General features: G+C 62.5%; 12 protein-coding genes. 8 read left to right on the forward strand and 4 right to left on the reverse strand.

Annotated features, from left to right (window positions below; translation table 11 throughout):
- The first annotated feature begins 108 nt into the window (after positions 1–108).
- Genes ACW4TB_RS09745 through ACW4TB_RS09765 form a run of 5 tightly spaced genes read left to right on the forward strand, consistent with a single transcriptional unit; the run spans position 109 to position 6,221 of the window.
- Positions 109–2,940, forward strand: a complete 2,832-nt coding sequence (locus ACW4TB_RS09745) for a xanthine dehydrogenase family protein molybdopterin-binding subunit (RefSeq protein ID WP_012315392.1) — start codon at positions 109–111, stop codon at positions 2,938–2,940.
- Positions 2,933–3,469, forward strand: a complete 537-nt coding sequence (locus tag ACW4TB_RS09750; protein ID WP_012315391.1) for a (2Fe-2S)-binding protein — start codon at positions 2,933–2,935, stop codon at positions 3,467–3,469. Before ACW4TB_RS09745 ends, ACW4TB_RS09750 begins: the two co-directional genes overlap by 8 nt.
- A 2-nt stretch (positions 3,470–3,471) precedes the next feature.
- Entirely contained in the window at positions 3,472–4,683 is a 1,212-nt protein-coding gene (locus ACW4TB_RS09755; RefSeq protein WP_438826641.1) for a cytochrome c, read from the forward strand.
- A gap of 3 nt (positions 4,684–4,686) precedes the next feature.
- Entirely contained in the window at positions 4,687–5,658 is a 972-nt protein-coding gene (locus ACW4TB_RS09760) for an XdhC family protein (protein ID WP_279929997.1), read from the forward strand.
- Complete coding sequence (locus ACW4TB_RS09765) at positions 5,655–6,221, forward strand: nucleotidyltransferase family protein (protein ID WP_279929999.1); 567 nt, start codon at positions 5,655–5,657, stop codon at positions 6,219–6,221. The genes ACW4TB_RS09760 and ACW4TB_RS09765 overlap by 4 nt, the downstream gene beginning before the upstream one ends.
- Positions 6,222–6,236: 15 nt before the next feature.
- On the opposite strand, the gene ACW4TB_RS09770 is transcribed toward ACW4TB_RS09765, so the two are convergent.
- The 4 genes from ACW4TB_RS09770 to ACW4TB_RS09785 are packed head-to-tail and all read right to left on the reverse strand — an operon-like array spanning position 6,237 to position 8,854.
- Positions 6,237–6,857, reverse strand: coding sequence for a GAD-like domain-containing protein (locus tag ACW4TB_RS09770; protein ID WP_012315387.1), 621 nt, complete (start codon positions 6,855–6,857; stop codon positions 6,237–6,239).
- Positions 6,858–6,879: 22 nt separating this feature from the next.
- Positions 6,880–7,497 (reverse strand): GAD-like domain-containing protein, encoded by a 618-nt coding sequence (locus ACW4TB_RS09775; protein ID WP_254466182.1) that lies wholly within the window; start codon positions 7,495–7,497, stop codon positions 6,880–6,882.
- A 17-nt stretch (positions 7,498–7,514) separates the two neighbouring features.
- Positions 7,515–7,964, reverse strand: a complete 450-nt coding sequence (locus tag ACW4TB_RS09780; protein ID WP_455842957.1) for a polymorphic toxin type 15 domain-containing protein — start codon at positions 7,962–7,964, stop codon at positions 7,515–7,517.
- The gene (locus tag ACW4TB_RS09785) at positions 7,925–8,854 is read right to left on the reverse strand and encodes a DUF6861 domain-containing protein (protein ID WP_455842958.1); all 930 of its coding nucleotides are present in this window, start codon (positions 8,852–8,854) and stop codon (positions 7,925–7,927) included. Before ACW4TB_RS09785 ends, ACW4TB_RS09780 begins: the two co-directional genes overlap by 40 nt.
- Positions 8,855–9,104: 250 nt before the next feature.
- On the opposite strand from ACW4TB_RS09785, the gene ACW4TB_RS09790 reads away from it, so the two are divergent.
- The 3 genes from ACW4TB_RS09790 to ACW4TB_RS09800 all read left to right on the forward strand — a co-directional run bounded on the left by ACW4TB_RS09790 (position 9,105) and on the right by ACW4TB_RS09800 (position 12,655).
- Positions 9,105–9,788: a response regulator gene (locus ACW4TB_RS09790; RefSeq protein ID WP_012315384.1), complete on the forward strand. Its 684-nt coding sequence runs from the start codon at positions 9,105–9,107 to the stop codon at positions 9,786–9,788.
- Positions 9,785–11,107: an ATP-binding protein gene (locus ACW4TB_RS09795; protein WP_012315383.1), complete on the forward strand. Its 1,323-nt coding sequence runs from the start codon at positions 9,785–9,787 to the stop codon at positions 11,105–11,107. The genes ACW4TB_RS09790 and ACW4TB_RS09795 overlap by 4 nt, the downstream gene beginning before the upstream one ends.
- Positions 11,108–11,263: 156 nt before the next feature.
- Entirely contained in the window at positions 11,264–12,655 is a 1,392-nt protein-coding gene (locus ACW4TB_RS09800) for an aspartate aminotransferase family protein (protein ID WP_254466180.1), read from the forward strand.
- Positions 12,656–12,664 lie beyond the last annotated feature (9 nt).

A 12,664-nucleotide genomic window follows, 5' to 3' on the forward strand; every position in this document is an offset into this window, starting at 1 on the left:
GTGAAAGTCAGTTTTTGTGGGCGCCCTGTGTCGGCGCTCACCTCCTTCCGCGTTTCCAGCACAAGAATCAAAAGATGGGCAGGCAGCGGCCTGCCCAGAGGATCAAGCATGTCCAACCGTGATATTTCCCGGCGCTCCTTCCTGCAAGGTGGCCTGATCGCCGGTGTCGGCGTGAGCATGGCGCCGCTCGGCAGCCAGGCCTTCGCTGCACTGATGGAAGATCGTGTCACCACGTCGCCGCAAAAGTGGATGAACCACGACGGCAAGGCGCGTTTCCGTAACGACGCGTTGTCCAAGGTGTGCGGCAACAAAGTCTTTGCCCGCGACATCCGCGCCAAGGACATGCCCGGCTGGCCCGAGCAGCAAGGGCACGCCATGTTGCTCAAGACCACCAAAGCCGACCGTATCTACGCCGGTTACGACCTTGAGTGGCTCGGCGCCGGGTTGCAGCCAGACCGCATCGTCACGGCCGCTGACCTGGAAAAGGACGGCATCGCCTGGCCCGAAGCTCATTCGCCCGACCCGCTGTTGCCACCTGGCAAGGTGCCGATGTTCATTGGCCACCCGGTGGCGATCCTGATCTGGAACGACTTCGAGCGCTTCCGCCAGGCCAAGCGCAAGCTGCAGTTCAACGACAAGGCGATCCGCTACGGGGCCCAGGCCCCGCTGTATCAGCGCGACCCTTATGGCAGCTTCCGCTTCGTCCGCGTTGGTGGGGCCACGCCGTTCGACGACGATGAGTTCTCCAGCCTGAAGAACGCCATGCTGTTCCCCACCATTCTCAACCGTAAGCCGGTGTGGTCCAAGCAGCCCAACCAGCACGGCGACCTCACCGAGCAGGGCCTGTTCTACGCCAAACGCATCGGCGAGCAACTGGACAACCCACCCGAAGACTGGCTGGTGTTCGATGAGCGCTACAAGACGCCTTCCATCGAACCGGCGGCGCTTGAGCCCGACAACGGCAATGGCTGGTACGACGCCGGCACCGGCACGCTGCACTTCGTGGTCGCCACCCAGTGCCCGTTCGAAGTGGCGCAGGACTGCGTGCACATGATCAAGCCGTCGCGCTTCGCCCTCAAACACCTCAACATGCACCCGGGTTACACCGTGGGTTATGGCTCCAAAGACAACAACATCTTCGTGTTTTACGCTGCGGTTGCCGCGCTGTATGGCGCCGGTGTGCCGGTCCGCCTGGCCAACGACCGCTATGAGCAGTTCCAGAGCGGCATCAAGCGTCATGCCTTCGACATCCGCTATCAACTGGCCGTGGACAAGAAGGACAACAGCTTCAGGATCTTCCGCGCCGACATGAGCTGTGACGGCGGCGGCCGGATCAACTACAGCCCGTCGGTGGCCGCAGTCGGGGCCACGGCGGCGCAGTCGATCTACTACATGCCGCAGAACGACCTGTCCGTCACCGCCTACCACTCGCGGGGCGTCGAGGCAGGGTCCATGCGTGGCTACGGTACCCTGCAGACCATGGCGGCCACCGAAATGATGGTCGACGAGGTCGCCCAACGCCTGGGTGTCGATGCCATCGACCTGCGTCGGGCCAATGCGCTGAAGTCAGGCATGAAGAACACCCAGGGCGCAGTGCCCGCCGGCGCTTTGCGCCTGCACGAGATCCTCGACAAGGCTGCTGCCCACGACTGGTGGCGCAACCGTGACGCGCGCAAGCGACAGGTGGACGCCAAGGACCCGGACCACTGGTACGGCGTGGGCTTTGCCATTTGCCAGAAGGATTTCGGCACCGGTTCCGAAGCGCCGATGGCCAGCGTCGAGTTCACTGCCGATGGCCGCATCAGCCTGCGCCACATCGGCACCGAACTGGGCACCGGCATGTCCACTTCCCAGGCCCTGGTGGTCAGCGACTTCCTCGGCCGCTCGGCCGACGAGGTGAAGACCGCAGTGACCGAGTGGCCTGAACTGCAACTGGCCACCAGCGGCAACCCTTACCTGATCAGCCAGGCCGAGCAGGATGCGGCGCTGCGCAACCCGCGCTGGGTCGGCAAACTGGCATCGCCATCGTCGGCGACCAACTCGGCGTTCTATTTCAGCCACGCCACCCGGGAAGCGGCGCGCGTGCTGTTCAATCATGGCCTCTGGCCGGCGGCCATGGCCCTGTGGCGCCAAGGCCCGTTCGGCGGTCAGGCCAACCCCTTGGTGGTGCGCCGCGAGAACGCGGTATGGGTCAATGGTGAGCTGACCGGCAACGGGCTGGCGCCCATTCCCTTCGCCGAGCTTGCGAAGAAAGCCCACGAAATGGGCCTGGTCACCGGCGTCAGTGTTCACGGTTTCAACCGTTGGAGCTGGGCAGAAGCCGACTTCGTCATCGACGGCGTGCGCGAGCGCTTCCCGCTCGATGCCGTGGCCGTTAAATACGGTGAGGGTGCACCGAACGCCAAGAAAGCGCAGATGAGCAGCAACGGCTACCACTTGCTCGACCGGCAGAACGCCGCCTACCCGGCCACCCAGTTGAACAACGCCATGGTCACTTACTACAGCCCGGTGGCCACCATCGTCGAAGTGAAAGTGAACAAGGGCACCCATGAAGTCCAGGTGCTCAACCACCACAGCTGGGTCGAGTGCGGCCGGGTGCTGGTACCGGAGCTGGTCAAGGGCCAGCTCGAAGGCGGCATCGCCATGGGCATTGGCCATGCGCTGACCGAAGAGATGCCACTGCATGAGGGTGGCCCGGGGGAGGGCGACTGGAACTTCAACCGCTATCGCCTGCCGCATGCCAAGGACGTGGCCGTCTGGAAGCAGACGTCCGAGATCCTCCCACCGTTGTCGCCCACCGACCCGTCCAAGGGTATTGCCGAGGTGGTGATGATCCCGGTGGTCGGTGCCATCGGCAACGCCGTGGCCCATGCCATTGGCAAGCGTGTTCGCGATCTTCCGATTACTCCAGCCCGCATCAAGGAGGCCCTCAATGGCTAACCGTCCGCTTCAACTGACCCTCAATGGTCAACCTGTCGGTCCGGTCGAGGTCCCCGACGACCTGGCGATGATCGATTACCTGCACGAACACCAGAACCTCACCGGCTCGCGCCTGGGCTGCGGTCAGGGTATCTGCCATGCCTGCGTGGTGATCGTCGACAACCCCGATGGCACCAGTGAAGAAGTGCGCACCTGCATCACCGGTGCCCACTACTTCGCCGGCAAGAAGGTCCGTACCATCGAGAGCCATGCCAAGCAGGACGAGGCCGGCAACTTCACGCTGAACCCGATCCAGCAGAAGTTCGTCGACCTGTTCGCCTTCCAGTGCAGCTACTGTGCACCCGGCTTCGTCAACGCGGCGACCGTGCTGGTGGAAAATGCCCAGCGCCAGCCGGTGAAGAAGAGCGAACTTGAAGACCGCATCGAAGAGAGCCTGGGGCATCACATTTGCCGCTGCACCGGCTATGTACGCTATTACGATGCTACCCGCACGGTCCTCAACGACCTCGGCCTGGTCAAGGAGGGTTGAGCATGGCGTTCGTTCGTTCCGGTCTCACGCTGGCGCTGGGCCTTGCCGTCGCAATGGTTGCCCAGGCAGATGACCAGGCGCTGGTCAAACGTGGGGAATACCTGGCTCGCGCAGCCGACTGCATGGCCTGCCACACCGCCGAAGGCGGCGCGCCGTATGCCGGCGGCCTGCCGATCCACTCGCCGTTCGGGACCATCTATGGCACCAACATCACCCCGGACAAACAGTACGGCATCGGCAACTACACGGCCGACGAATTCTTTGCGGCCGTCACCGAGGGCAAGCGCAAGGACGGCGCCAACCTGTACCCGGCCATGCCCTACACCTCGTACCACCTGATCTCCCGGGAAGACTCGGACGCGATACTTGCGTACCTGATGACCGTGCCGCCGATCAACCGCCCGGCACCGCAGACCAAGCTCAGCTTCCCGTTCAACGTGCGCATGGGCCTGTCGGGCTGGAACATGCTGTACGGCAAGAGCGTGCAGTTGCAGCCCACCGACGGCAAGAGCCCGGCATGGCAGCGCGGGCAGTACATGGTCGAAGTCATGGGCCACTGCGGCGAGTGCCATACCCCGCGTAACCCGATTGGTGCGCTGCAGCAGGATCAGCGCCTGACCGGCGGGCTGCTCAATGGCTACCTGGCACCGAGCCTGCTGGCCAAGGACCTGGCCGAGCGTGGCTGGACCCACCCCGACCTCACCACCTTCCTCAAGCACGGCATCAGCGCCCAGGGCAGCATGTTCAACGAGATGTACCCGGTGGTGCACCATAGCACCCAGCACCTCAAGGACGCCGACCTGGCCGCCATGGCCACCTACCTGTTGGGTGAACAGCCACCGCCTGCCAAGGTCATACAGGAAGTCCCCCTGGACCAGCTCAGCGACAGCGCCAAGCGCGGCCGACAGCAGTATCTCAACGTCTGCGCCGGTTGCCACGGTGTCGACGGCGAAGGCAAGCCGCATATCGCGGTGGCCATGCAGGGCAACACGGTGCTGCGTCAGGGGGACTCGCGCAACCTGGTCAAGGCCATCCTCGACGGTATCCGTGAGCAGCAATTCACAGGCTTCGAACGCATGCAGCCAATGCCAGGCTTTGCCGACAAACTCAGTGATGAGCAGGTCACGGATATGGTCAACTACCTGCGTCAGGCCTGGGGCGGATTGCCGGGTGATTTGAGCGTACAGCAGCTAGCTGAGCTGAAGGCGGAGTAATACGTGCAACATCTTGATCTGCAGGTCGTACACCAGGCGATGCAGTGGTCGGGCAACGGCCAGCGGGTCTGGTTGTGCACGGTGCTTGCCACTTACGGGTCGGCGCCTCGCGCGCCGGGCTCGCTGCTGGCGGTGAACGAGGCAGGGCACTGGGTGGGCTCGCTGTCGGGCGGCTGCGTCGAGGAAGACTTCCTTGAGCGCGTGGCCCTTGGCGAGTTTCCCGAGCCGGTGGCGATCGTGCGTTATGGCGATGACAGCGACCGGCGTTCGAGCATTCGCCTGCCGTGTGGCGGGGTGCTGGAGGTGCTGGTGGAAAATCTGCCGGCCGATTGCGAAGTGCAGGCGCATCTGCGCGCCTTGGCTGGTGCGTTGCAGGGCCAGCGGCGGCTCTTGCGCGAGGTTAGCCTGCCTGACGGCACGCGCCGGCTCAGCGACGACTCGTGCCAAGGCCCAAGGGTCGAACGTGATAGCACCCGTGTGCGCCTGCGTGTGGGCGCCGCCCAGCGGCTGCTGTTGGCGGGGTATTCCAGCGTTGCGCATTATTGCGCCGAGTTCGGCAAAGGGCTGGGTTTTGAAGTCATCCTCTGCGACCCGCGTGACGAGGTGCTCGAAGGCGTGGTGCTGGACGGCATCGAAGTGCGCCGCGAGCTGCCGTCGGAATTCATCGCCAACGGTGGTTGCCATGCCGACACGGCAGTGGTTGCATTGACCCATGACCCCAAAATCGATGACTTGGCCATGCTTGAAGCAGTGCGTACCGAGGCGTTTTACATTGGCGTGATGGGCTCGAAGGCCACCTCCGACAAGCGTCGCGAACGCCTGCAGCGCATCGGTGGCCTGGACAGCGGCGAGCTGGCGCGCATCCACGCACCGATCGGCCTCAACCTGGGCAGCAAGACCCCGGCAGAGATCGCCCTGGCAGTGCTGGCCGATATTCTGCGCATGCGTAACGGCATCGAGCGGGGGGCGCTGTGAGGATCGTTGCACTGGTGCTGGCGGCGGGCAGCAGCGTGCGTTTCGGTGGCGACAAGCGCCGGGCCACGTTGGGCGACGGGCGCAGCTTGCTGGTGCATAGCGTCGAGCGGGCTTGCTCGGTGTTCAGCGATGTTCGCGTGGTACTGCGCGATGGCGAGCGGGGCGAGGACCTGGGCTTGCCGGGCGCATGCCGGATCATTGCCAGCCCGGATGCCGGGTTGGGGATGGGGCATAGCCTGGCGGCCGGGGCTGCGTCGTTGATCGATAGTGAGGCACAGGCGGTGGCGGTTCTGTTGGGCGATATGCCCTGGATCGCTCAGGCAACGTTGGGCCAGCTTGCCGCGGTTGCCGATTTATCCAAGATCGTTTTGCCAGAACATGACGGACAACAGGGGCACCCGGTGTTGTTCGGGCGCGATTTCTGGCCGGCGCTTTCACGCCTGACGGGTGATGAAGGGGCGCGTTCTGTGGTGAAGGCACACCCGGCGAGTTGCATCAGGCTTCAGGTGCAGGACGCCGGGGTGTTGCAGGATGTGGACCGGCCCGAATCTGTTAACCGCTGAGCGCGGTCGTTCTGCCTATTCATTTTCTTCTTCCTCTTCGTCGAGTTCATACGGCTGAAGGTCAGCCAGTTGCGCGAGCAGAATCAAATGCACTTCGGCATCGAGTCGTTGAAGGTTTCCCGGTTCGGCAGAACCTCCCAGCATCAGGGCAGGCACGAACCCATACATCTCGCCAGCCTCCAAATCGCCCAACGCTTTTCTGGCCTCGTCGAAAAGCCCCAGGCCGATGTTTTCGGTCATGGCCCGCATGAGCAAGCTCTGGATTTTGTTGTCCCGTTCTTCGCTGTTGGCGCTTGGCGCACTCAAGAAGTACCGGGAATGGTAGGCCGCAATGGTCAGGAGCGAGCCGGTGTTTTCACCCCACAGGTACAACTCGCCGAAAGCGCTGCGGGCAATGAGGTGGTAGGTGTCGTGGGTGGTGCCACCCAGCCAGGCATCGACTACGGATTCGTATTCACGCGGGTTTACCAGCCAGAAAAGGCCACTGCCGTAGCCGCACCAGCCGTGTTCTTTCCAGTAGTCGAGGAGTTGGTTGGGGAGTTTGTCTTTGTAATGATCGAGGGCCGAGGGCGGTACGGGCTGGTAGCCGATAGTGTCGCCGAAGGCGTCCAGGAAGCGACTATAAACTGTGTCCATTGTATTAGTCCTTTAGGTCGAGTTAGAGGTTTGAAAAACTGAAGGGTTCGAGCTGGCAGATCTCAGAGAGTATTAGCAAATGCTCGACAGCTTTAACTTTTTCGAGGTGGGCAATATCGCAAGGTCCGCCCATTGCTAAGGCGGGAACGAATCCATACATCTCATTGTGGTTTAATTTTCCTAGTTTTTTCTTCGCAGGCTTGAACATGCCGTCGAAATCGACAGATGCCTTTTCTTTGCTGAGGAAAAAGTTCTGGACCTCTCTGTCCATGTCATCTGCCCTTAACTCATATTCGCTAGCCCTGTAGCGCGAGATGTGAGGCAAGATTTTTACGGAGAAACCTGTGGTTTCTCCAAATAAATAAAGGTCGCCAAACGCGCCGCGAGCGATAAGATGATATTTATCTCTATTTTCTAATGGGGAGCCTTCAATGAATGAGGCGGTCACACCTTCATACTCCTGTGGATTGACAGTCCAAAATATTCCGTCACCATATCCACACCAGCCATGCTCCTTCCAATGTTTCAGTAATGTGTCGGGTAGTATTCCTCTATATCGCTCTATGCTTGAAGGGGGCACTGCCTGTCGGAATGCAGGTCCACCGACTTGTTCAATGAATAGCGAGTAAACTTCATCCACGGCGTAGTCCTCGGGGCTCAGCACTTATGCAGTCGTATGTTGAGCAAGCTTGTGCCTGCTCCTGATTTTGACGCTGTCTCAGCGGCAGATTTCATGCTCTCAATTTTGCTTCTCCATTGTGGGCCTATCGTTGAATTAACTTGCTTGTCCCCGAAGTCAGAAATGGCATCTCGCCCACCGGCTATTAAGTCAGGGTTATGCAGGGCAGCTAAGGATGACATGGTTTCCTTCGCTTGCTTGACTGAGAGCTTTCTTGCTTCCAAGGGACTCATGGTTTTCAAAAGGTCTCTCTGAATTCTCTCCTGCAACTCAGCGTAGAGTTCTTTCCTTGCAATTTTTGCGAGGTGGGGATTTCGCTTGGCTGGATTAGCGAGGTTTTCGAGAAACTCCTCAACCGTCAGCCGATTCAACCCGTCCTGCTGTCCCTTCAACTGACGCTCAAACTCGCCATGCTTGGATGTCGGCAATTTGTCCGCCTGAAACATGCCACCGTATGCAGCGGCATGCTACCGGGCTTGCCTGTGGAAGGCTCCTTGTCTTTCCCAGAACGAATCGGAGGCTCAAGGTCGTGATTACCCATCGCCCCCTTACGCCGCTCCGGCAACTGCAAATCCGGCCGCTTCTTCAGCCCCTCTTCATGCTTGAGCATCCATTGCCCAAGCCGCCCCCCCTTGCTGCTGGCCGCCATCTCCTGCGCCAGCACCCGGGCATCGCCCCGGCCACGTGTGAGGTTAGAAACGATCGCCCCCAATAACAGAACCACCACTTCCACATGGCCCAACGCAATGTGATGGGCCGCCCTGGAAATTGCATGCGGATCGTCCCGCCCGAAGGGGTTGAGGTCTTCGTCCCGTGTGCCCTCCCAGGCGATGCGGATGCCATTGATGTAGTACTCGCCGATCCGGGGCAAACCGTCTATGAAGAACTCGGCAATGGAGGCAAGTCCCAGTGCGCCCAGGATCCAGCCACTGACCTTGAGGCCCATCGCCGCGCCAGCGCCGGCCAGGGGAATGGCCCCTGCACCGGCGCCGAATGCCCCGATCCCGGCGCCAATCGCGCCGCCGGTTAACGTGCTGCCGACGACGATCATCGCCATCTGCCTGACGACGATCAGCAGTTCGTCAATGATGCTGGCGATGTCCAGGTCGGCGAAGCGCTGGCGCAGCATGCGCGCGGCCTGCCATTCGGCCTGGTTGAAGGCAGACTGCACCGCCCTGAGTCGGCGTAGGTTGAGTGACAGTGAAGCCACTGGCTGGTTGTGGTGGGTGCGGAAATGGGCGCCTCCCTGATAGCCCACTTTATCGATGATCCGCGACTCGATCTCGTGCCATGACGGCACCAGGTGGCTCAGAAACATGTGTGTCTCCCTGACAACGCTGTGCAGGGGGAAATCACATCATGGGTTGGAGGTGATCATTTCCGTAAACCTTGTAGGAAATGTCTATATCGTCTGCGAAAGGATATGATCATGGTGCAAAATGATCGATGCCCAAGTCTGAGGCCGGGGACTTGGATGCCATGCCCACCATGGCCGAAAAAAGGCCCATAATCCCCAGTTAATCCCTTCATAGTGCAATGCCAGCCATACCACTCCGGGAGCCCCCACCATGCACGTTCTGCTCTGCGAGGACGACGACCTGATCGCCAGCGGCATCTGCGCCGGCCTCACCGCCCAAGGCCTGACCGTCGACCGCGTAGCCAACGCCGGTGCCGCCCGGGCCATGCTCCAGGCGGCGCAGTTCGATGTGATGATCCTCGACCTTGGCCTGCCCGATGAAGACGGCCTCAAGCTGTTGCGCCGCTTGCGTCAGCAGGGTATCGATCTGCCGGTGCTGGTGCTCACCGCGCGCGATGCGGTCACCGACCGGGTCGACGGCCTGCAGGCCGGTGCCGACGACTACCTGCTCAAGCCCTTCGACCTGCGCGAGCTGGCCGCGCGTCTGCACACCTTGCTGCGCCGGGTTGCCGGGCGGGCGGTGAACGTGATCGAGCATGGCCCGCTGCGCTACGACCCCAGTAGCTGCGAAGCGACCCTGGCCGGTCAGCCGGTCGACCTGTCGCGGCGCGAGCAGGCCTTGCTCCAGGCGCTGCTGCAGAACCCGGGCCGGGTGCTGTCCAGTGAACAGCTCAAGGACTGCGTGTACGGCTTCAGCGACGAAGTCGAAAGCAACGCCCTCAACGTACATATCCATCACTTGCGCCGCAAGCTTGGCAACAGCATCGTCGAGACCGTGCGCGGCCTGGGCTACCGCCTTGGCCCGGCGCAGGCGCCAGAGGAAGCCGCATCATGAGCCTGCGGGTACGCCTGAGCCTGATTCTGGGCAGCGCGTTCATCATCATTTGGGTGCTCGCTGCTGCCTGGATGCTGCGCGACCTGCGCCAGCAGATGATGTTCTCCCTCGACCAGCGCCTGGTGGCTTCGGCGCGCATGGTTGCCGGGCTTATCGATCAGTTGCCCAAGCCGCTGACCGCAAAGGGCGAAGAGGCGCATTTTTCCGCCGACCAGTTCACCGTGCCAGACGGCATGGCCTGTCAGGTGAGCTCGCTACGCGGCGAGATTCTTGCCAGCAACCACAAGCATGACGGGGGCATGGACGATGAACAAAGCGGCTTCCGCGACCAGACCATCGACGGTGCACTGTGGCGAACCTTCACCTACAACCATGGCGATGTGCGCATCACCACTGCCGACCGTCACATGGAGCGCGAGGCACTTAACCAGTCGATCCTGCTGGCAGCTTCGGCACCGGTGCTGATGGCCTTGCTCGGCAGTCTGGGGCTGGTGTGGATCGGCCTGGGCAAAGGCCTGGAGCCGCTCAATCGCATGCGTGACGCCTTGCGCAGGCGGCGTGCCGACAGCGTTGAGCCGTTGCAGGTGGCGGGCTTGCCCAGTGAGTTGCAACCCTTGCTCGACACACAGAACCAGCTGTTTCTGCGCATCGCCCAGACCCTCGAGCGCGAACGGCGGCTGACCGACGACGCCGCGCATGAACTGCGCAGCCCGCTGACAGCGATCAAGACCCACCTGCAGGTGGCCCGCATGACCGACGGCGCAGTGCGCGAACAGGCGCTGGAGCATGCGGAACAGGGTACCGACCGCATGCACCGGACCCTGGAACAGCTGCTTCTGCTGGCGCGGGTCGAAGGCAGCCTGTCGTTCGAAGATGGCGTGCAGTGCAGCGCCGAACAGGTCGCCCGGCAGGCCGTGCAGGATGCCGGTGGGGGTGACAACCGGCGCATCGTTCTGCGCCTGCCCGAGCAGGCCACGCAGATCTACCTCGGCATGCCGGCACCGCTGGCGGTGGCGGCGCTGCGCAATCTGCTGGACAACGCCCTGCGTCATGGCGGTGACACTGAAGTGGAACTGGAGGTGCAGATGGCCGATGGGCAGATTGGTTTCATGGTGCGTGACCATGGGCCTGGTATTGCCGCTGATGACCTGCAGCACTTGACCGAGCGCTTCTGGCGCAACGGCCAGAGCGGTGGCTGCGGGCTGGGGTTGGCGATTGTCCAGGCGATCGTGCAGCGCTGTGCCGGCAGCTTGCGCTTCGACAGCCAGAGCGATGGCTTGCGGGTGGTGCTGCAAGTGCCGGCGCGCTCGGGGGCTTGATCTTCGCAGCCTGCACCGGCCCCATCGCCTGCTTGCCGGCGATAGGGCCGGTACAGACCACAAAAAATCCCATAACAAGCGCTAAATCCTCCCCCCAGCCAAGCGTTTTCCAAGCGACAACTACCCGCACATTCGCTTGCTTGCGAGGATTTACCCATGTCGACTGCTTCCAGCCTTGCCCAGGTCCCGCCGGCCAGTGCGCCGCAACCGCTGTACGAGTTCACCGAGTCGCCCCTGCTGCAACGCCAGCAGCAACAGGAATCCAACGCCCGCAGCTATCCGCGGCGCATCCCGCTGGCGCTCAAGCGCGCCCGTGGCATCCATGTCGAAGATGTCGAGGGCAGGCAGTTCATCGACTGCCTGGCGGGCGCCGGCACCTTGGCCCTGGGCCACAATCACCCGGTGGTGATCGAGGCCATTCAGCGTGTACTGGCCGATGAAATACCCCTGCACACACTCGACCTGACCACGCCGGTCAAGGACCGCTTCGTTCAGGACCTGTTCGGCATCCTGCCCGAAGCATTGCGCCGTGAGGCCAAGGTGCAGTTCTGTGGCCCGACCGGGACCGACGCCGTGGAGGCGGCGCTCAAGCTGGTGCGCAGCGCCACCGGGCGCAGCACCGTGCTGGCCTTCCAGGGCGCCTACCATGGCATGAGTCAGGGCGCCCTGAGCCTGATGGGCAGCCATGGCCCCAAGCAGCCGCTGGGCGCGTTGCTGGGCAACGGGGTGCAGTTCATGCCGTACCCCTACGATTACCGATGCCCGTTCGGTCTGGGTGGCGAAGCCGGGGTCAAGGCCAACCTGCATTACCTGGAAAACCTGCTGCTCGACCCTGAAAGCGGCGTGCCGCTGCCCGCTGCCGTGATCCTGGAGGTGGTTCAGGGCGAGGGCGGGGTGATTCCTGCCGATGTCGAATGGCTCAAGGGGGTGCGCCGCATCACCGAGCAAGCCGGTGTTGCACTGATCGTCGATGAGATTCAGAGCGGTTTTGCCCGTACCGGGCGGATGTTCGCCTTCGAACATGCTGGCATCGTGCCGGATGTGGTCACCCTGTCCAAAGCCATTGGTGGCAGCCTGCCGTTGGCGGTGGTGGTGTACCGCGACTGGCTCGACACCTGGAAGCCGGGCGCCCATGCCGGCACCTTCCGTGGCAACCAGATGGCCATGGCGGCGGGTTCGGCGGTGATCAACTACCTGGTCGAGCATCGGCTGGCCGAGCATGCCGAGGCCATGGGCCAGCGCCTGCGTGATCACCTGCAGCGGCTGCAACGCGACTATCCGCAGTTGGGCGATATCCGTGGGCGTGGCCTGATGCTCGGGGTCGAACTGGTCGATGTGCAAGGCCAGCGCGACGTGCTGGGCCACCCGCCGGCCAATCGCGAACTGGCACCCAAGGTGCAGCGCGAATGCCTCAAGCGCGGGCTCATTCTGGAGTTGGGTGGGCGCCACGGTGCGGTGGTGCGCTTCCTGCCGCCGCTGATCATCAGTGCGCAGCAGATCGATGACGTGGCGCAGCGCTTTGCCGAGGCACTGGCTGCGGCGGTCTGACCTCACGAG

It is taken from the genome of Lelliottia jeotgali, assembly GCF_977070485.1.

Coding starts and splice junctions, on each gene's coding strand:
- ACW4TB_RS09745 (WP_012315392.1), top strand. CDS start 109: ATGTCCAACCGTGATATTTCCCGGCGCTCCTTCCTGCAAGGTGGCCTG.
- ACW4TB_RS09750 (WP_012315391.1), top strand. CDS start 2,933: ATGGCTAACCGTCCGCTTCAACTGACCCTCAATGGTCAACCTGTCGGT.
- ACW4TB_RS09755 (WP_438826641.1), top strand. CDS start 3,472: ATGGCGTTCGTTCGTTCCGGTCTCACGCTGGCGCTGGGCCTTGCCGTC.
- ACW4TB_RS09770 (WP_012315387.1), bottom strand. CDS start 6,857: ATGGACACAGTTTATAGTCGCTTCCTGGACGCCTTCGGCGACACTATC.
- ACW4TB_RS09785 (WP_455842958.1), bottom strand. CDS start 8,854: ATGTTTCTGAGCCACCTGGTGCCGTCATGGCACGAGATCGAGTCGCGG.
- ACW4TB_RS09790 (WP_012315384.1), top strand. CDS start 9,105: ATGCACGTTCTGCTCTGCGAGGACGACGACCTGATCGCCAGCGGCATC.
- ACW4TB_RS09795 (WP_012315383.1), top strand. CDS start 9,785: ATGAGCCTGCGGGTACGCCTGAGCCTGATTCTGGGCAGCGCGTTCATC.
- ACW4TB_RS09800 (WP_254466180.1), top strand. CDS start 11,264: ATGTCGACTGCTTCCAGCCTTGCCCAGGTCCCGCCGGCCAGTGCGCCG.